The organism is Fibrella forsythiae, assembly GCF_017353175.1.
In the GTDB taxonomy this organism is placed as follows: domain Bacteria; phylum Bacteroidota; class Bacteroidia; order Cytophagales; family Spirosomataceae; genus Fibrella; species Fibrella forsythiae.
On record NZ_JAFMYW010000006.1, the window covers coordinates 197790 to 217772 of the forward strand.

10 protein-coding genes are annotated in these 19983 nt (G+C 53.2%); 7 read left to right on the forward strand and 3 right to left on the reverse strand.

Annotated features, from left to right (window positions below):
• Nucleotides 1–7: 7 nt before the first annotated feature.
• Nucleotides 8–2878, reverse strand: coding sequence for a PVC-type heme-binding CxxCH protein (locus J2I46_RS19615; RefSeq protein ID WP_207330755.1), 2871 nt, complete (start codon nt 2876–2878; stop codon nt 8–10).
• A 14-nt stretch (nt 2879–2892) separates the two neighbouring features.
• Nucleotides 2893–3582, reverse strand: a complete 690-nt coding sequence (locus J2I46_RS19620) for a 3-keto-disaccharide hydrolase (RefSeq protein ID WP_207330756.1) — start codon at nt 3580–3582, stop codon at nt 2893–2895.
• Between the two features lie 133 nt (nt 3583–3715).
• Here J2I46_RS19620 and J2I46_RS19625 point away from each other — a divergent pair, with 133 nt between their 5' ends.
• From J2I46_RS19625 to J2I46_RS19645, 5 genes are all read left to right on the forward strand, one after another.
• Entirely contained in the window at nt 3716–7171 is a 3456-nt protein-coding gene (locus tag J2I46_RS19625) for a ThuA domain-containing protein (protein WP_207330757.1), read from the forward strand.
• Between the two features lie 51 nt (nt 7172–7222).
• Nucleotides 7223–7978 carry an HpcH/HpaI aldolase family protein gene (locus J2I46_RS19630; protein ID WP_229379854.1) on the forward strand — a complete coding sequence of 252 codons (756 nt, stop codon included), beginning with the start codon at nt 7223–7225 and terminating at the stop codon, nt 7976–7978.
• 51 nt (nt 7979–8029) lie between these two features.
• The gene (locus tag J2I46_RS19635; RefSeq protein ID WP_207330758.1) at nt 8030–8464 is read left to right on the forward strand and encodes an EVE domain-containing protein; all 435 of its coding nucleotides are present in this window, start codon (nt 8030–8032) and stop codon (nt 8462–8464) included.
• Between the two features lie 192 nt (nt 8465–8656).
• On the forward strand, nt 8657–10741 hold the full coding sequence (locus tag J2I46_RS19640; RefSeq protein ID WP_229379855.1) for an alpha-L-fucosidase: 2085 nt from the start codon (nt 8657–8659) through the stop codon (nt 10739–10741).
• Nucleotides 10742–10766: 25 nt separating this feature from the next.
• Nucleotides 10767–13154, forward strand: a complete 2388-nt coding sequence (locus J2I46_RS19645) for a family 20 glycosylhydrolase (RefSeq protein ID WP_229379856.1) — start codon at nt 10767–10769, stop codon at nt 13152–13154.
• Nucleotides 13155–13224: 70 nt separating this feature from the next.
• Here J2I46_RS19645 and J2I46_RS19650 read toward each other — a convergent pair whose 3' ends face one another.
• The gene (locus J2I46_RS19650; RefSeq protein WP_207330759.1) at nt 13225–14376 is read right to left on the reverse strand and encodes a glycoside hydrolase family 18 protein; all 1152 of its coding nucleotides are present in this window, start codon (nt 14374–14376) and stop codon (nt 13225–13227) included.
• An 858-nt stretch (nt 14377–15234) separates the two neighbouring features.
• On the opposite strand from J2I46_RS19650, the gene J2I46_RS19655 reads away from it, so the two are divergent.
• Together J2I46_RS19655 and J2I46_RS19660 are read left to right on the forward strand one after the other, a co-directional pair.
• The gene (locus tag J2I46_RS19655; protein ID WP_207330760.1) at nt 15235–18321 is read left to right on the forward strand and encodes a SusC/RagA family TonB-linked outer membrane protein; all 3087 of its coding nucleotides are present in this window, start codon (nt 15235–15237) and stop codon (nt 18319–18321) included.
• A gap of 25 nt (nt 18322–18346) precedes the next feature.
• Nucleotides 18347–19930: a SusD/RagB family nutrient-binding outer membrane lipoprotein gene (locus J2I46_RS19660; protein ID WP_207330761.1), complete on the forward strand. Its 1584-nt coding sequence runs from the start codon at nt 18347–18349 to the stop codon at nt 19928–19930.
• Nucleotides 19931–19983 lie beyond the last annotated feature (53 nt).

The window sequence follows — 19983 nt, forward strand, 5'->3', positions numbered from 1 at the left end:
TAACTCGTTACTCGTTAAGTACTTTGGCAATCAGCGATTGAATCGCATGGTTTTCGTGCGAATGTGTCTGTTTGCCCACCTGATCGTTCAGGTCTTTCAGCAGTTTCTTCGCATCATCGGTACCGATGGCGGCAATTCGTTGAATGGTATAGGTCAACTGTTTCGGCATCGCTGATTTTTGAGCCATCTCAAGCGCCCGTTTCATGTCGATGGCCGCCAGTGGTTCAGATGCGTACCACACCATCAGCGGCAGGTTGTGATCCTCTTTATCCTGCGTTTTCTGCACGAGCGCCTCCATTACGTCCCATCGCTGCGCCGGCTGCAACCGCAACATGGCCGAGGTCAGGTACAGCCGCACCAGCGCCGACGTATCGCCCTGCGCCAGCGTGGCAAACCGCTTCAGGGTTTCGGGGGATACACGCTTATTCTCGGCCAGCAGTTGAATAGCCCAGCTTCTGACATACTCGTTTTCAGAAGCCAGCAAATCGACCATCTCATTCTCGGTGAGCCCCTTCGTTACATGTAGTGCCCATAACGCGCGCAGCTTCCGGGTGGCATCAGGGTTTTTAGCCAGGATCTCTTTCAGGGCTTTATGTACTTTTTTGTTTGGGCCTCGCTCCTGCAAAATCGTCCGGGCCTGCCGCACGTACCAGTCGTTGGGGTTCAATTGATAGTTCACCAGTTCCATGTCCGACGCTTTGGTCAGATCGACCTTTACCCTGGTGTCATTTTTATGGGTAATCTTGAAAATTCGGCCCATCGTTTTGTTGTGCACATCCGGGTTTGGGCTGTGGCACTGGTTTTTATCGTACCAGTCGATAGCCCAAACCGAACCGCTGGGGTCATATTTCATATTCAGCCACTGCGACCAGGAGTCGTTCATGGTCAGAAAATCGGGCTTATGCGTAACCAGATAGCCCGAGCCCGCCCGTACGGGGTGGTCCTGATTCAGTTTAGCGCCATTGATGTTGTTCATGAACACATCGTTTCGGTACTCTTTCGGCCAGCTGTTGCCGCCCAGGTAGATCATAGCCCCGGAATGGGCATGGCCGCCACCTGCCGAGGCCGACCGGAAGTTGCCGGCATGAGGCCCCCGTTCGCCTACCCAATGTACATGGTCGGCATGGGTTTTTATGTCGTCGTAGGTATACGGGTTAAAATGTTTCCCGGCCTGCCTGAAATAGCGCCCGCCCTGTATCATGTTGTACATATGCGGAATGACGCAGGCCGTTACAAACGCGTGACCAACGTCGTTGAAGTCGAGTCCCCAGGGGTTGCTGGTGCCTTCGGCGAAGAGTTCGAACTGGTGCGTGGTAGGGTGAAAACGCCAGACACCAGCGTTGAGCTTTGTCCGTTCAGCATCAGGAGCACCCGGTTTGCCGACGTTGGAATGGGTGAAGACCCCGTGGGTACCATACAGCCAGCCATCGGGCCCCCAGCGCAGGCTGTTTAATACTTCGTGGGTATCATCAGTTCCCCAACCGTCGAGCATTTTCTGGGGCGGACCAGTTGGTTTATCGGTTTTAAAATCGGCAGGAATAAACAGCAAATAGGGTGCCGCGCCAAGCCACACACCGCCCATGCCCACTTCGATACCACTAACCAGGTTTAACCCTTCGGCGAAGACCTTCCGGCTGTCGAGTGTACCATCGCCGTTGGTGTCTTCGAGAATAAGAATGCGGTCTCGCCCCTGCCCTTCCGGAGCGGGCACCGGATAGGTGTGCCCTTCAACAACCCAAAGCCTGCCTCGGGGGTCGATTGTGAAGCAAATTGGTTTAACCACGTCGGGTTCAGCGGCCCCCAGTGTAATGCTAAAGCCAGTGGGCAGCGTCATGACGTTGGCGGCTTCAGGCCCTGAAAGCCCCGCATGCAGCACCGGGTCGAGCGGGGGAAGAATAATGATATCCTTCTGTTTCAACTCATTGGGGAACGTTGGTCGCGTAGGATAAAACAGAAACTCATCGAAATTGATGTGCGCCATTTTATCATTTGCGATATAAGGAATCTGCGAGATGCCTGTTTCGTTGTCAATGATCCGAATGAAGATCTCCTGATTCAGGTAAGGCTGAAGATCAACCACAACCGGCTGAAGCGTGGCACGCCCCTGCCCTGTACTGTGAAAAATAACGGTACCGGTACTCACCTGTACCAGTTCGACGCGGGTATCCTGCAAGGCTCCACCCGACACCCGGAAGGCAGCAAACGGCTGGGTTACCGGAAACGGAACAGACGTTAGGGTGCCTGTCTGTTTATAGTTGATAGTGCCACCGCTACTCAGGAAATACCTGCCCTCGAAACCGATGTGCATGTCTTTGTCGTGAACCGGCGACGGATCCTGATCGATGATCGGGTTGGTGAAAGCGTCGCCGGTAGCGGTCCAGTCGGCCAACGTACCTGACTCAACATTCAGGTTCAGCGGTCTGCCGTTCTTTACAGGTACGTTGCCGGCCACTGTTGCGGTAGTCAGGGCACCTTCAACTACCTCAAACGTGCCAACCATACCAGCGGCGCGGTGTCCCGGTACGGTGCAGTAATACGTATCGCTTTTATCGGCGGTAAACGTAATACTGGTGCTGGCTCCTTTCTCCTGAATAGTCTTGCTCTTGATGCCGAGCTTTTCAAGCGCGATATCATGCGTCATCAACTCGGTATCGGTGATGGTTATACGTACCCGGTCGCCCTTATTGGCCTTTAGCGTAGGGTTACGGGAGCCGTCTTTAGCAAAATACCCCAGCATAGAGGCTTCCAGTGCATACTCGCGATCGACCTTTTCTGTGTTTTGCACAGGCTTTGGCTGAGCGGGTTGCGCTATACTGTGCAAACTGACAAGCAGGAAAGGAAGGTAGAGGCATAGCGCAAATAAACAGACTTTGTTCATGGCAATAAGTCGTATTAAAGTTCAGTAATGACCAGGTCCCGGAACTCGACCTGAGCGACGCCGCCGCTGTGGATTTGCACGGCAATGACACCCTTCCGGGGAATTTTGCCCTCTTTTTCTGTGTAATCGCAGGTTTTTACGCCATTGATATACAGTTCATGGTGGTTTCCTTTGCAACGGATGATGTAGCTGTTCCAGCCGGTTTCGTTCAGCAGGTGTTTGAGCGTCCGAAGATCACCGCCGACCAGCTTTCCCCGTCGGTGTTCGTCATACAGATCACCCCAATAGCCGGTACCTATGTCGGCCTGATAGCCAATGATCTTATTTCCCTCCACTACGGACCGGTACTGGATACCGCTGTTTATCATGCCCGTTGCCGGGTCGCCGTGTAGCCGGAACAGGCAGCGAAATTCAAAATCTTCGTATGCTTTCAGCGTATGTAGGTACGTATTCTCCGGTATTTTGTGCACCCCGTCGCCACTTCTGATCAGGCTATCGGCCACCGACCACAGGCTCGTGTGGGCAGGATCTACCGTCTTCCAGCCCGTCAGGGTTTTACCATCAAATAACGACACGGTTTTCCCTGGTGACTGAGCTAAAACAGGTACGTTACCAAGCGTCGGGATACCAATCAGCAGCGCCACAATCAGCCTGATTATTTCCCGATTCGACCAGTATCGCAATTGATTCCAGCTGGCTTTCATGTTTTTATTGGAATAGTTATACACAAAAGCAATTGGCAATGGCCATACTACTGATGTAGGCAATAGGTAACCACAGGCTGACGCAGGCTTATGTACCCGGTACCATATGCACCTTCAGTTCACTGCCTAAACCATGTCTCTCTCGTTAAAACTCGTTTGTCTGGGTGTCATCAGCGCATTCGTCGTGTTGCAATCGGGCATGACCCTTCGGAAATCAGCTACGCCGCCTACCGTACTGGTTTTCTCAAAAACCAAAGGCTGGCATCACACCTCCATTCCGTTTGGCATTGCAGCGGTTCAACAGTTGGGTCAGGCAAACGGGTTCGCCGTCGACACCACCACCGATGCTACCCTGTTTACCGACGACAATCTGAAAAAATACGCGGCAGTTGTCTGGATGAGCACCACGGGCAACGTATTGAATGGCGAGCAACAAGCCGCTTTTGAGCGCTACATTCAGGCCGGTGGTGGGTACGTTGGCGTACATGCGGCGGCCGACACTGAATATGACTGGCCCTGGTATGGCAAGTTGATGGGCGCGTTCTTCTCGAGCCACCCTCATAATTCCAATATCCGCAAAGCAACAGTCGAGGTTGTTGATGCCACTAATCCGGCAACGGCGATGCTGCCTGCCCGCTGGGAACGCACCGACGAATGGTACAATTACCGATCGTTCTATTCTGGTATCAAGGTGCTGGCCGATCTGGACGAAAACACCTACGAAGGCGGCACCAATGGGGCGCATCATCACATTAGCTGGTACCACGATTTCGACGGTGGACGGGCTTTTTACACCGGCAACGGCCATACCGACGAAAGCTACAGCGATCCGCTTTTTCTTGGTCACCTGCTGGGCGGCCTCAAATACGCCATTGGCGACAATAAACCGCTCGACTACTCGAAGGCATATGCCAACGTAACACCCGACCAGAACCGCTTCGTAAAAACAGTACTGGTCAATGATCTGAACGCCCCGATGGAACTGGCCGTAGCACCAAACGGACAGGTCTTTTTTACGGAATTGTTTGGTAACCTATCCATGTATGACCCGCGAACCGGCAAATCGGCGCTGGTTCATAAACTGCCAATCACCAACATGGGTGGCACCGGTCTGATTGGCATGACGCTCGACCCGGCGTTTGCGCAGAACCGCAACCTGTATCTCTACTACGCTCCGGCAGGCCTTACCGAAGACAACCTGGCTTTCCGGCTATCGCGGTTCACCCTGAACGCGAACAATACGCTGAATCTGGCATCCGAGAAAGTATTATTGAACGTACCTGTGCAGAAAAATAGTGGCTCACACCACGGCGGGTCGCTGGCCTGGGATAAAGACGGCAACCTTTACCTCTCGACCGGCGACAGTTCCAGCCCATTCCCGTCGAATGGCTATTCGCCGCTGGACGAACGGCCTGACAAGGAATCGTACAGCCTTGATTCGCAGCGGTCGGCGGGGAACACTAATGATCTGAAAGGGAAAGTGCTGCGCATTCATCCGGAGGCCAACGGCACCTACACCATTCCGGCGGGTAATTTATTTCCGAACAGCATGGCCAAAACACTACCGGAGATTTACACGATGGGCTGTCGAAACCCCTACCGAATTGCGGTCAATCCGAAAACCTCGGTATTGTACTGGGGCGAAATTGGCCCCGATGCGGGTAAAGATGGCGAGCAGGGGCCGCGTGGCTACGATGAATTTAACCAGGCTAAACGGGCGGGTAATTATGGCTGGCCCTATTTTGTGGGCAATAATTCGGCCTATACAGAATGGGATTTCGCCACCAAAACAGCCGGCCCGGCCTATAATCCGGCGGCTCCGGTGAATAACTCACCCAACAATACAGGCCTTGCGCAGCTCCCTCCTGCCACACCCGCCATGATCTGGTACCCGTATGCAGCCTCGGCCGAATTCCCGGAATTGGGCGTTGGCGGGCGCAGCGCAATGGCCGGTGAGTTCTATACGTTCAACAAGGCAAACACCTCGCCCACCAAATTTCCCGATTACTACGACGGCGCCCTGTTTGTGTTCGACTGGATGCGGAACTGGGTGATGGCCCTGCGGTTCGACGCCAATGAAAACTACGTGCGCAGCGAGCCCTTTATGGCCGGCAATGGCGATTTCCGCCGGCCCATCGATCTGGCGTTCGGGCCAGATGGCGTTATGTACATGCTGGAATACGGGTCAGTCTACGGAGCAGATAATGAAGACGCCCGACTGGTGAAGATCGAGTACAATACGGGCAACCGCGCCCCGGTTGCCAAAGCCAGCATAGTTGATTCAGCGACGGAAGCCTACGTCGATAAAACGGTATTTCTAACGTCTGAACGTCGAAATTTCCCCCTATTGCGCGAAGCCGACGGCCAGCCACCGCTCCGGGTGCTGTTCAACAGCCGGGGTAGCCGCGACCTCGACGACGACGATGCCATTACCTACCAGTGGCTCTTTGATGGGAAGACCGTTGGCGCTACTACGCCCAACGCAACCTTTACATATCAGAAGCCAGGTACGTATCACGCTATTCTCAAGGTAACAGACCGGGCCGGATTGGTTGGCCGCGACACGGTGGTCGTTCACGTTGGCGATACCCGGCCGAAAGTAACTATCACCAGCCCTGGCAATACGTCTTTTTTCTGGCCAAACAAACCATTTGCCTACGCCGTGAAGGTGACTGACAAAGAAGACGTACGGATTGACCCCAAACGGATCAAAGTAACGTACCTATATGATCCTCAGCCTAGTGCATTAAGCAGTTCGGTGCCTGGAATCTCAGCTACGACGATAGAAGTCCCGGCACCGCCCGGCAAACTGCTGATGGCCAACAGCGATTGTAAAGCCTGCCATACTATTGATAAGGTGTCGGTTGGGCCTTCATTGCTGGCCATTGCGCAACGCTACAAAGGGCAATCAGGCGCACTGGAACAACTGGCGACCAAAATCATCAACGGCGGCGGTGGCAACTGGAGTACCGAACACGTAATGAGTGCCCATCCCCAACTCTCTACGCAGGACGCCCAGGAGATGGTCCGCTACATTTACTCGTTGACCGACCCAACGAAAAAACAGGCAGTGTTACCACTCCAGGGCACGCTGGCACTGACCGATCATCCGAAAGACGACCTTCAGGGCCAATATACGCTTCTGGCTTCGTATAAAGACAAAGGTGGTAATCTGGTGAAGCCGCTCACGGGTACCGACCTGATCAGGCTCCGAAGCGCAACGGTCAAGGCAGCGTATGCCGATGCGCACGTTGGTTTTTCGCGGTTCCGGGACAACCTCTCGCAGGGAGGCCACAAATCGTACATCCTATTGAAAAATATTGATTTGACCGGAATTAAACAGTTTACCTACGAATACGGATCGGCGAACCAGGCTGGTGAAGTTGAAGTCAGAATCGATTCGCAGGCGGGGCCGGTAGTAAGCAGCGTGGCGTATGGACCAACCGGGTCGTGGGACACGCTGAAACAGGTGACGGGTCTGCTCAGTAAGCCAGTTACTGGTCGGCATGATGTGTACTTCTTCGCCATCAAACGAACTAAGCCCAATGATGAAATCCTGAAATTTTCGACGATCCAGTTCGAAGAATAAGCCGGAACCAGCGATATTGGCCAAACGGCTGGGTACGTTCATTGAATCATTATGACATTTAAAGAAAAACTCCGGGGCCAAAAACCGCTGCTGGGCACTATCGTTTCGCTGCCATCTCCCGAATTGAGCGAGTTGCTGTCGCTGGCCGGGTTCGATTGGCTGTTCATCGATATGGAACACGGAACTATGTCGAGCGGCGAGGCGCAACGGATGCTACAGGCTGTAAAAAATGGCTGTAGCGCCGTTATCCGGGTGGCCGAGAATACCCCCATGCTCATCAAACAGGCGCTGGATATTGGTGCCGATGGCGTTATTGTACCCCTGGTCAACACGGCTTCCGAAGCGAAACAGGCAGTTGACTCAGCCCGGTACCCGCCCGTAGGAAACCGAAGTGTGGGTATCGCCCGGGCGCATGATTACGGCATGAACTTCACCGACTATATTCAGCGGGCCAATGATTCGGTGGCGGTCATCATTCAGATTGAGCACGAAGAGGCCGTCAGGAATCTGGACGACATTCTTGCCGTCGACGGTATCGACGGGGTTTTTATCGGGCCGTATGATCTCTCAGGCAGCCTGAACAAGTTGGGCGACGTGTTCAGTGAACCGGTTCAGGAAGCCATTCGGACCGTTAAAATCAAATGCAGCGAAAAAGGGATTCCCATTGGTCTCTTTTTGCAAAAAACCGATACCATTCAGGCCGAACTGGCCAGCGGTACAACCTTTCTGGCCGTGGGAACAGACACCTTTTTTGTCTGGAGCGGTGCGAAACAGGTGCTGGAATCAGTCAGACGCTTAGCCCCCTAGCAGTATTATCAATGCATCGGGGTACCCCTTCTTTCACAACCAGCTTTTTCCATGAATGAATCAACCCAATACTGGGTCGTAGTAGCCTCAAAAGACCATGTACAACGTGGCGTTGCCGGTGGCTTTATGCAGGCAAACCACGGCAAGAAGGCGCCGCTCATGCGCGTGAAGCCGGGCGACTGGGTGGTCTTTTATTCGCCTAAAAACGCGTTGGAGGGCGATGAGAAATGCCAGTCGTTCACGGCGATTGGCCAGGCTAGCGGGGATAATCTCTATCAATTCGCTGTAACAGATAATTTTACGCCCTTCCGTAGAGCTGTTCAGTTTTATCCTGCTCAGGATGCATCCATACTGCCGCTGATCGATGCGCTTGCGTTTATTTCAAACAAGAAATCGTGGGGCTATCCATTTCGTTTCGGCTTTTTCGAGATCAATAGCCATGATTTTGACTTGATTCGAGCGGTCATGCTTGGCAACAAGGTATAACGCGGGCGTTGTATACAGTAGCCTGGGTACGTGTGTAGCAGAGCAGCGTACCCGGGAAGTAGCCGATTGGCCTATTCAGGTACGTATAACGAAAGCGAAACTTCATTTTTTGCAACTAGCCATCAGGCTTATCTTCGGCCACTTGATCCTCATAAACGGATCAATTTTCAGCTACGCTTAACGAATTCAGATATGGTCCGTAGTACCGTCATGCGTTTTTCGCTTCTTTTCCTGGCCTTTTTAGGTCTGTCCAGTACGCTGCAAGCTCAGTCACCTGCTCCGTTTGGTGCCGTTCCGTCGGCGCGGCAGTTGCAGTGGCATAAGCTGAAGTACTACGCGTTCGTGCACTTCAACATGAACACCTTCACGAATGAAGAATGGGGTCATGGCACCGAAACGCCCGACATGTTCAACCCCACCCAGCTCGACTGTCGGCAGTGGGCACGGGTGGCCAAGGCGGCGGGTATGGAAGGCATCATCATCACGGCCAAGCACCACGACGGGTTTTGCCTGTGGCCCAGCAAATACACCGAACACTCGGTAAAAAACAGCAAGTGGCACAACGGGAAAGGCGACGTACTGAAAGACCTGTCGGCAGCCTGCAAGGAATACGGCCTGAAATTCGGTGTGTACCTCTCGCCCTGGGACCGTAATCACCCTGCCTACGGCACGCCCGAATACAACGATGTATTCAAAAACACGCTTAAAGAGGTGCTGACCCAATACGGCGATGTGTATGAAGTCTGGTTCGACGGGGCCAATGGCGAGGGTCCTAACGGCAAAAAACAGGTATACGACTGGCCGGGTTTCGTGGCTACCGTACGCCAGTACCAGCCCAACGCGGTCATTTTCAGCGATGCCGGGCCAGACATTCGCTGGGTAGGCAATGAAGACGGATACGCAGGCGAAACAAACTGGAGCACCCTCAACCGAGACAAGGTGTACCCGGCCTATCCGAACTATTGGGAATTGACACTGGGGCATGAAGATGGTACGCACTGGGTACCCACGGAAGTGAACTGCTCGATCCGTCCCGGCTGGTACTACCACGCCAGCGAAGACAACAAGGTAAAATCACTGGAACACCTGGTCGACATCTATTACAGTTCGCTTGGCCGCAACGGCAACTGGCTGCTGAACCTGCCCGTCGACCGGCGCGGGCTGGTGCATGAGAACGACGAAAAACGGCTCATGGAATTGAAAGCATACACCGATAAGGCGTCGCATAATCTGGCAGGTGGCAAAACGGTCACCAGTAATAGTGTTTTCAGTAAAGCGTCGACCTATGCTGCCAGCAATGTGCTGGATGGTAACCGGGACACCTATTGGGCCGCCGCCAAAGAGGCTAAACAGGCTACGCTGGATATTGACCTGGGCAAGTCGACCACGCTCAACCGGTTGCTGATCGAAGAGTACATCGCCCTGGGTCAGCGGGTAAAGAAGTTTTCCGTATCGGCCTGGCAGAACGGGCAGTACCAGGCCATCGCCACTGGCACGACCATCGGCAACAGGCGTATTTTACGGTTTCCGACCGTGACGACCAGCAAACTCCGCATCTCCATCGACGAGGCGAAGGCCAGTCCGCTGATCGGCAACATCGAAGTGTATAATGCCCCCGAACTGATCGTGACGCCGGTGATCAAACGCAGCAAAGAAGGGCTGGTCACCATTGCCTGCCCGCGCACGACCGACCCCGTGATCACGTATACCACAGACGGAACGGAGCCAACTGCGAAAAGCCCCCGTTTCAGCCAACCGTTTGCCTTACCGTCTGGCGGCACCGTTAAAGCACGCGCCTTTGTCGACAACATGAAACGGGCCAGCAGCCCCGCTACGGCCGATTTTGATATTAGCTCAGCGAAATGGACAGTCGTGTCGACGGGTGGTCAGTCGCCGGGCAAAAATGCAGACCGGCTACTTGATGGCAACTCCGATACGTTCTGGCAGCAGCGCAAAAGCACAGAAGCACCAACCTCCGTGGTTGTTGATCTGGGCGAAACGCTGCCCGTACACGGTCTAACGTACCTGCCCCGTCAGGACGGGAAGAAAGAAGGTATCGTGTACCGCTACGCCGTTTCGGTCAGTCAGGATGGCAAAAACTGGTCGGCACCGGTTAGTCAGGGCGCGTTCAGTAACATCAACAATAACCCGGTGAACCAGACCATCCGGTTCGACAAGCCTGCGTCGGCGCGGTACCTGAAATTCGATATACTCGAAACCACCGTGGCCACCGACGCTACCGTTTCCATTGCTGAACTGGGCGTACTGACTCGTTAATTGTCTTTGAAACGATTGCTTTCGTATGGCCCTTCGACTAGGCGTCTCCGACTCCGCTCAGGGCCATGCGAAAGCAATTATTCCGAAGCTGACACTTTTCTCTTCATTCCACGAATACTCCACCCAAATGCCCGTCAAGTATATACTTTGCCTGGTCAGCCTGCTGATCGCCGGTCAGGTACGTTCTCAGGTTTCCCCGCCAACGTACCCAATCATTCCATACCCCACCTCGCTTTCCGCTGGTCAGGGGCAGTTTACGCTATCGGCCAAAACGGCTCTGATTGTACTGGATAAACGGTTTCAGCAGGAAGGCGATCAGTTACAGCAGTTACTGACACCTATTCTCGGCAAGTCCCTGACCACGAGCGGAACTGCCTCGAAAATTGTGCTACAAAGCGACCCAACAATCACCGCATCAGAAGGATACAGCCTTCGGATTGAGCCCCGGCAGATCACGCTGTCGGCGAAAGATGCGGTGGGTATGTTTCGGGGGATTCAGACCATCCGACAACTGCTTCCGGCCAGCATCGAGCAGAAAAGCGGAGCTCCATCAGGTTCGGTCAGCTTACCTGTTCTTCAAATTCGCGACCAGCCCGCCTACGTCTGGCGCGGTATGCACCTCGACGTGTCGCGGCACTTTTTCTCGATGGACTATCTGCGGAAATTCATCGACCTGCTGACCCTCTATAAATTCAACAAGTTTCACCTGCACCTGACCGATGACCAGGGCTGGCGACTCGAAATCAAATCATATCCTAAACTAACGAGTGAGGGAGCCTGGCGGACGTTCAACAATCAGGATTCGGTGGTACTGAAACGGGCCGTTGCCAATCCTGATTTCGACCTGCCGAAGCAATACCTGCGGCAGACAGACGGAAAAACGCAGTACGGTGGTTTCTACACCCAGGCTGAGATGCGGGCCTTGATAGCCTACGCCACGGCCCGACACATCGAGATCATCCCGGAAATTGACATGCCGGGTCACCTGGCGGCAGCCATCAAGGCCTATCCGTTTCTGAGCTGCACCGGTCAGGAGGGCTGGGGAAAGACGTTCTCGGTGCCGATCTGCCCCTGCAACGAATCGACGTACACCTTCAGCGAAACCGTCTTCAATGAGATCATTGCGCTCTTTCCCAGTCAGTATATTCATCTGGGTGCCGACGAAGTAGAGAAAACAACCTGGGCGCAATCCCCTGCCTGTCAGGAGTTGATGAAACGGGAAGGAATCAAAAACGTGGAGGAGTTACAGAGTTATTTTGTGCACCGGACCGAGCAGTTTTTCAAATCGAAAGGCAAGAAACTCATCGCCTGGGATGATGCACTCGAAGGCGGAATCAGCCCTACGGCCACGGTCATGTACTGGCGAAGCTGGGTGAAAGATGCCCCCGTAAAAGCCGTCCGGAATGGCAATCCGGTTGTGATGACACCCGTCAGCACGCTATATTTCGATGTGATGCCCGACAAGAATTCGCTTAGCAACGTGTACCAGTTCAACCCTATTCCGGCCGGGCTAACCGACTCCGAAAAACGGTCGATCATTGGCGCTCAGGCTAATACCTGGACCGAATATATTCCGTCAGAAAATCGGGTCGATTACATGGTGATGCCCCGCATGACGGCGCTGGCCGAACGACTGTGGACCAATCAGGATCGGTTCAGCGACTATCAGCAGCGTCTGACTAGCCACTATCCACGGCTGGATGTGCTGGGCGTTCATTATCGCGTACCTGACCTAAGTGGCTTTACCGAAGAAAACGTCTTCACCAACCAGACTGCGCTTCGTATTCGTAAGCCAACCGATAACCTGACCGTTCGCTACACCACCAATGGCAACGTACCTGGCCCAACGTCGCCTGTTCTGATAGATTCGCTGCTGATCTTGCAACCAATGACCGTGAAGCTGGCCGCTTTTACAACGAGCGGGTTACAGGGCGATGTGTATACACTGCGCTACCGGCAACAGTCCTATGCTGAGCCAGTTCGCGTCACGAATACGCAGGCAGGGTTGATGAGCACGTATGTGAAAGGCCAGTTCAAAAACGTAGAGGCTATGCTTCGGGCCACCGCCCCTGATTCGGCCGTAGTAAGTCAGGTACAGGTGCCGACCATAGCTAAGGCGGGCAGCTTCGGCGTTCGGTTTCGGGGCTACCTGACTGTTCCAGCCACCGGCATTTACGGCTTCTTCCTGGTCGCCGATGATGGTGGAATCCTACGAATTGCTAACCGGCCAGTGATTGATAACGACGGCAATCACGGGCCTATCGAGAAAAGTGGGCAAATTGCCTTAGAACAGGGGTCTCATCCCCTCGCGCTCGATTTCATCGAAGCTGGTGGTGGGTATACCCTGAAACTGTTATACAGCCTCAATGGCAGTGAACCGCTTCCAATTCCGGCATCGTGGCTGAAACACTAATGGGCGTATCGGCTGTTTGTGTTTGATGGTGTGGGCTGTGTTGCTGTCGCGTAAGCTGCACTGCCCACAATCAATACAGATCGTGCGCGAGCTTGTTGAGCAGTTTACTGTTCTGCCGAAGATCGTAGATGTATTCCCAGAACATCATCCCGGCCAGACCTTTCTTTTTCACGTACTCAATTTTGGGCGTGAATGACTCTTCGTCAGCATAGGTAATGAACGTGCGCGTAGTTGGGTTCCACAGGTAGGGCGCTTTGGCGTCGGCATCCCAATAGCGGGTAAAGCCGTTTTTGCTGATGTACTTGTCAACCAGTTCGTCGTAACTGATAAACAGATGCTTACCGGTAGCTGGTTGATACAAGCCATGATCAACGTCGGCTACCTCTGTCCAGCCACGACCGTAAAAGGGCAGCCCCAGCACGATTTTATTGGCCGGAACCCCCGCCCGAATGTGCCCTTCGACCGCAGAAATTGAGCTATTCCGCGACTGGTCACCTTTCTTCGATTGCGCCAGCGGGCTATGGTGTCCCGTCACCTTATCGTTACCATGGTAGAGGTCGTAGGTCATGATGTTGACGTAATCCAGGTACGTTTGCGCCTTGCCCAGCTCGGTGTGGCTCACAAACGCCGTGTCACCGCCCGTTGCTGCTGTGAGTAGGTAATGATCAGTTACAGGGCGTTTATCCTGCTTTCCCTGTGTATCCAACCGGTCGCGAAGCGCTTTCAGGAACAACGTGAACGTTTGCTTGTCTTCCGGGCGATAGATGTTTCCGGCCCCGATCTGCGCCGGGTACTCCCAGTCGATATCCAGCCCGTCGAGCTTATGTTTTTTAAGCAGGGAAACAGCCGCTTCCGCGAATTTCGTGCGGGAGGCGCTTGTCAGGGCGGCATCAGAAAAATATTTGCACCCGCCCCATCCGCCAATCGACAGCAGGATCTTCAGGTCTTTGTTCACCCTCCGAAGCGAGGTGAGCGCCGCCAGGTTGGCTGAATCCAGGGGCGTCAGTGGCGCCAGTTTACCATCTGCCGAAGGAACGGCAAAGGCGTAGTTGATGTGCGTTAGCTTTTGGGCGTCAATCTGGTTCTTCGACCAGCCCTTATCGGAGACATACCCAATCAGCACAGGCGATTTTTTGACAGCCTGCGCCACAGCCAACGTACCTGATAATTGAACCAGCAGGCAGGCAGTTAGAAACAAAGTAGAGAGCGTACGGAGATTCATCACTGATTGAGCTAGCTATGAAAGTATTCACAGGCGGTTATTTATCCTATGTCAACGTCTCAAATGTAGTAGAATAGGCTATCGACTGCCAGACTTTTTAAAAAAATTTAATAAGTAATTACACAGCAACGGGCAAAGCAGCTATCTTGCGTCTGATAGGTACTCAGTTTGACGGCTGCCAAGTTGTGCAGCCAGCGTGAATGGCGGCTATTTTTCCGTTAACCAGAAATACGGTCTTGCACCCATGACCTTTTCTAAATCAATACCTGATCAAGAACTGCACCAGCTATAATTGGCCAAGTTTGTTCATACTTTTTGTGCGGTGGTCTACTCAGACTAACTACGAAATGTAACTATGAGGCAATAGCCATTGGGCCCGGTATGCTTCGAATAAATTCTTTAATTTAATATATAAATAATATAACTATTGCCTCAAAATAAATTAAAATAGCCATAGCTCGGTAGATTATTAAAATATTTTAAAAACTACTAATATATTTGCTGTTCGTCAGATTCAACCAAATATTGTACTGATAACCTGTAGATTACAATGCCAAATTAGAACAAATAAGGCTATCAATTATCCTATTTGGCGGCGGCATTTTGTTAATTATAAGTATTTCAGGCATTTATAGCCGTCCAACGTGTACGAAACTACTATTTCTGTTCGATGCAGAACATCGTCTGCTTCAGTTAATTAAATTTTGCAAAAATACGTAAGTATTTATCAAGATATACTCAACCCCATTTCTATGTATCAGATACACGGTTATGAGGGAACAACAGATTAAGATCAAGTATAGAGTGCCAGTAAAATTTGTGTTAGTGTGTCAATAATAAACCATAATCAAAAAAACGATGAAGCAATGTAGGAACAGATTTACCTTGTTGATTGCCTTCTTTTTTCTGGGTTGCTGCGTAGCAATGGCGCAACAGGTAACGGTTCAGGGGAAGGTCTCCGAGAACGCGACAGACGTAATTCCCGGCGCGAACATCCTGATCAAAGGATCGAACAAGGGTACCGTCACCGACGCTGATGGGCGTTTTTCAATATCAGCTCCGAAAGGCAGTGTGCTGGTTATTCAGTCGCTGGGTTTTGTGGCACAGGAAGTTACGGTTGGCGATCAGACCACGCTCAATATCACACTGGCTGTCAGCGACAAAACGCTTGACGAGGTAGTAGTAACAGCGTTGGGTATCTCCAAAGACAAGAAAGCGCTGGGCTATGCCGTGTCGGAAGTGAAGGGCAGCGACCTGACACAGGCCCGGGAAATTAACCTGGGGAATGCTTTGTCTGGTCGGGTAGCCGGTCTGAACGCCAGCAGCACGGCAACAGGCCCCGGTGGGTCGAGCCGTGTTATCATTCGTGGTAACGGATCGCTGAGCGGCAATAACCAGCCACTGTACGTGATCAACGGGGTACCCATTGATAATACGAACGTAAACTCGGCCGGTATGTGGGGAGGCACCGATTCAGGCGATGGCCTGAACAGTATCAACCCGGATGATATCGAGACGATGTCGGTCCTGAAAGGCGGAACGGCGGCAGCCCTCTATGGCTCACGTGCCTCGAACGGGGTTATCCTGATCACGACCAAAACGGGCAAATCGCAGCGCGGTATTGGTGTCGAGTATAACGGGACCTACACGATGGACAAGCCGTTCTCGCTGAACGACTGGCAGTATGTATATGGTCAGGGAACGCGGGGTGCCAAGCCTCTTACCCAGGATGAAGCCATCCAGACGGGCACGTCGTCGTGGGGTGCCAAGCTAGATGGTACGAACGTTATCCAGTTTGATGGCGTGTCGCGTCCGTATGTAGCGCAGAAAGACAACGTAAAGAACTTCTACAACTCGGGCAGCACGTTCTCGAACACGGTAGCAGTATCGGGCGGAAATGATGCGGCCAGCTTCCGCTTCTCGGCGTCAGACATGAACTCGAACAGCGTAGTTCCTAATGCGGGCTTCAACCGTAAATCGTTCAACCTCAGCGCCAACGCTAACTTGTCGAAGAAGATCGTATTCGAGGGCGTTGCCCAGTACAACATCGAAACAGGCACTAACCGGACATTCCTGTCGGATACGCCGAAAAACCCGAACTACGGTGTGCAACTGATCGCCAACTCGGTCGACATTCGCTCGCTGAACCCGGGCTACGACAGCCGTGGCTACGAAGCACTCTGGAACAGCAACGTGTATTCGACCAACCCATATTTTGCGGTGAACAAAGTACCGAACAGCGACGTCCGGAACCGGTTCATTGGTCAGTTCTCGCTGCGCTACAACATCACCGACTTCCTGTATCTGCGCGGTCGGGTGGGTACGGATTACAACCAGACCAAATTCGTCAGCGTTGAACCAACCGGTCTTGCCTATTCAACGCGGGGTAGTATGAGCCGCACCAACACACAGATTGGCGAAACAAACGCCGAACTGCTGTTGGGCTTCAACAAGGAGTTTGGCAACATCTCGGTGAACGCCCTGGTTGGTGGTAACCAGATGCGCCGCTCTACGGAAAACCTGCGCTACAATGGCCAGTATTTCGTGGTGCCGTTCAACTATTACCTCGATAACACGGTGACGAAAACCCCGGGTTACGACTACAGCGCGCTGGGTATCAACTCGGTATTTGGTTCGGCCGATATCGGCTACAAGAACATCCTGTTCCTGACCTTGACGGGTCGCCAGGATTGGTTCTCGACCCTGTCGAAACAGAACAACAGCCTGTTCTATCCATCGGCGGGTCTGAGCTTCGTGGTATCTGACGTGATGAACGCCCGGCCAAACTGGTTCAACTACGGTAAGATCCGGGCATCGGTGGCGCAGGTAGGTGGTGGTTATCCTAACCCATACGCCCTGAACCTGACGTATAACCTCCAGACAAACAACTACATCGGCGATATTCCACTGATGTCGGTCAACGGCGGAACCATCCCGAACGCACTGCTGCAACCAAACACGTCGACCACGACCGAGTTAGGTTTCGAAACCAAGCTGTTCAACAACAAACTGGGTGTCGACCTGACGTTGTATAACCGCACGACCACCAATGATGCCGTTACGGCCTCTACCTCATCGGCCACCAGCTATGGCAGCGTCTTGCTGAACGTGGGTAAGGTAGTGAACAAAGGGATTGAGCTGTTGCTGACCGGAACGCCGATCAAAAAAGCGAGCGGCTTCAACTGGAACGTGTCGTATAACGTAGCGTATAACGACAACAAGGTAGTGAAGATCACCGACGACCTGACCACTTTCCAGGTCGATCAGTCACGTACCCAGAGCGCCTACATCTACCACTACGCCGGCCAGCCCTATGGTATGATCACGGGGTACCAGGCACTTCGGAATGCCAGCGGCCAGATCGTATACAACTCGGCAACGGGTTTACCGCTGCAAAGCGCGCTGATGCCACTGGGTCGTGGTGTTCCGCCAGTGACCATGGGTCTGACCAACACATTCAGTGTCAGCAATTTCTCGTTTAGCTTCCTGCTCGATGGTAAGTTCGGCTCTAAAATCTACAGCGCCACCAACTACTACGCCACGGCCAACGGCCTGACGCAGGCAACCCTGAACGGTCGCGAAGGAGGCATCACGGTAACGGGCGTTACTCAGAACGGCGATGCATTCACCAAAACCCTGTCGGCACAGGATTACTACGGCAGCAGCGCGTACCGGAACATCACCGACAACTTCGTGTATGATGGCAGCTTCGTGAAACTGCGTCAGTTGACGTTTGGCTATTCACTGCCCCGGTCATTCCTGGCCAAAACGCCAATTCAGGCGGCAAGCCTGTCGCTGGTGGCACGTAACCTGCTGATCCTGTACAAGAACGTACCTAACGTTGATCCGGAATCGAACTACAACAACGGGAATGCCCAGGGGCTCGAGATGTTTGGTGTACCACCCGCTCGCAGCTACGGTCTAAACCTGAACGTTCGCTTCTAACTCACCGCTTTTAACGCATTTACCCATGTTACGATCTCTTAAGACATACCGATTACCGGCGTTGGCTTCCCTGCTGGCGGCAGGCCTGCTCTTGTCGTCCTGCGATAATGGCTTCGAGCAGCTAAATACCAACCCCAACGCACTGACCACACCGGTTATTCCTAACCTGCTGTCGTATTCGCAGGTTAAAACGGCGGGTACGGGCTACGAAAACCACCGGGGCAACCTGATCTATGCCGGTGCCCTTATTCAACACTTTTCGTCGTTGACCACCTACTGGTCGGGCGATAAGTACCTGTATAATGCGCCGTATTCAGATGCCTATTTCGAAACGGCCTATGGCGAACACGTGAAGAACGTGGAGCAGATCATCGCGCTTACAAAAGGCGATGCCGCTCAGGTGAACCTGTACAATATTGCGCGTATCTGGCGGGTGTTTGTCTATCACCGCATCACCGACTTGTACGGCGACATTCCGTACTCGCAGGCGGGTCAGGGTTACTTGACAAGCGTGTTCAGCCCCAAATACGACAAGCAGGCCGACATCTACGCCAACATGCTCACTGAGCTAGATCAGGCGGCGGTGGCACTCGACAACACAAAAACGGGCTACGGCGCGGCAGACCTGATCTACGCGGGTGACCTGACCAAGTGGAAGAAGTTTGCCTATTCGATGATGCTGCGGCTGGGCATGCGCCTGACCAAAGTGGATGCGGCAGCGGCCCAGACCTACGTGAAAAAAGCCATTGCGGGCGGTGTGATGCAGAGCAACGACGATCTGGCGAAGATCAACCACGCAGAAGGCAACGACAACACGCGGAACCTGGACGGCAATACGCTTAGAACGCAGGAGTATGATGCGGCCAACCTGAAAGGGAAAGCCAACAGCAAACTGAGCAACACGTTCATTAACTTCCTGAAGAACAATAACGACCCCCGTCTGCCATACATCGCTACGCTATGGCAGGGTAACGCCAACCCAGCCCTGGAAGCAACGGCAACCGACCCTGCCAAACAGAAAGGGCTGCCAAACGGGTATGATGCGCAAACGATCAAATCGCTGATTCCCGGCTGGGGCGCTACTGATTCACTGCCGGCGTATTCAGAAGCAAACCTGAACAAAATCGCCAGCAACAGCGCACCAACCGTGTTCCAGAGCTACGCCGAAGTAGAATACCTGCTGGCCGAAGCAGCCGTTCGCGGTTGGGGCGATGGTCAGGCCGCCGTTCACTACAACAAAGGGGTAACGGCTGCCATGAGCATGATGTCGCTGTATGGTGGAACGGTAAGCGCCGCTGCCATCACAACGTACCTGACGGCTCACCCTTATCTGAGCGCTGGCACAACAGCGCAGCAGATGGAGCAGATTGGTACGCAATACTGGGCGGTCAACTTCCTGAACTCGTATGAAGCCTACGCCAACTGGCGCCGTACGGGTTACCCGGTACTGACGCCAACCAATTACGTGGGTAATGAAACGGCGGGTGTTATTCCCCGTCGCCTGCGGTATCCATCAACCGAGAGCAGCAAAAACGCAGCGCAGTACAACGCGGCGATTGCTGTTCAGGGACCGGATCTGCTGACGACCCGTATCTGGTGGGATAAATAAGATTTCGGATTGAGGATTTTGGATTGGGGATTTTTTGTTTGTGCTGGCGTAAG

Excerpts from the sequence above, each read along its gene's own strand:
- J2I46_RS19615 (WP_207330755.1), bottom strand. The coding sequence starts at position 2,878 with ATGAACAAAGTCTGTTTATTTGCGCTATGCCTCTACCTTCCTTTCCTG.
- J2I46_RS19655 (WP_207330760.1), top strand. The coding sequence starts at position 15,235 with ATGAAGCAATGTAGGAACAGATTTACCTTGTTGATTGCCTTCTTTTTT.
- J2I46_RS19620 (WP_207330756.1), bottom strand. The coding sequence starts at position 3,582 with ATGAAAGCCAGCTGGAATCAATTGCGATACTGGTCGAATCGGGAAATA.
- J2I46_RS19645 (WP_229379856.1), top strand. The coding sequence starts at position 10,767 with ATGGCCCTTCGACTAGGCGTCTCCGACTCCGCTCAGGGCCATGCGAAA.
- J2I46_RS19660 (WP_207330761.1), top strand. The coding sequence starts at position 18,347 with ATGTTACGATCTCTTAAGACATACCGATTACCGGCGTTGGCTTCCCTG.
- J2I46_RS19630 (WP_229379854.1), top strand. The coding sequence starts at position 7,223 with ATGACATTTAAAGAAAAACTCCGGGGCCAAAAACCGCTGCTGGGCACT.
- J2I46_RS19650 (WP_207330759.1), bottom strand. The coding sequence starts at position 14,376 with ATGAATCTCCGTACGCTCTCTACTTTGTTTCTAACTGCCTGCCTGCTG.
- J2I46_RS19635 (WP_207330758.1), top strand. The coding sequence starts at position 8,030 with ATGAATGAATCAACCCAATACTGGGTCGTAGTAGCCTCAAAAGACCAT.
- J2I46_RS19625 (WP_207330757.1), top strand. The coding sequence starts at position 3,716 with ATGTCTCTCTCGTTAAAACTCGTTTGTCTGGGTGTCATCAGCGCATTC.
- J2I46_RS19640 (WP_229379855.1), top strand. The coding sequence starts at position 8,657 with ATGGTCCGTAGTACCGTCATGCGTTTTTCGCTTCTTTTCCTGGCCTTT.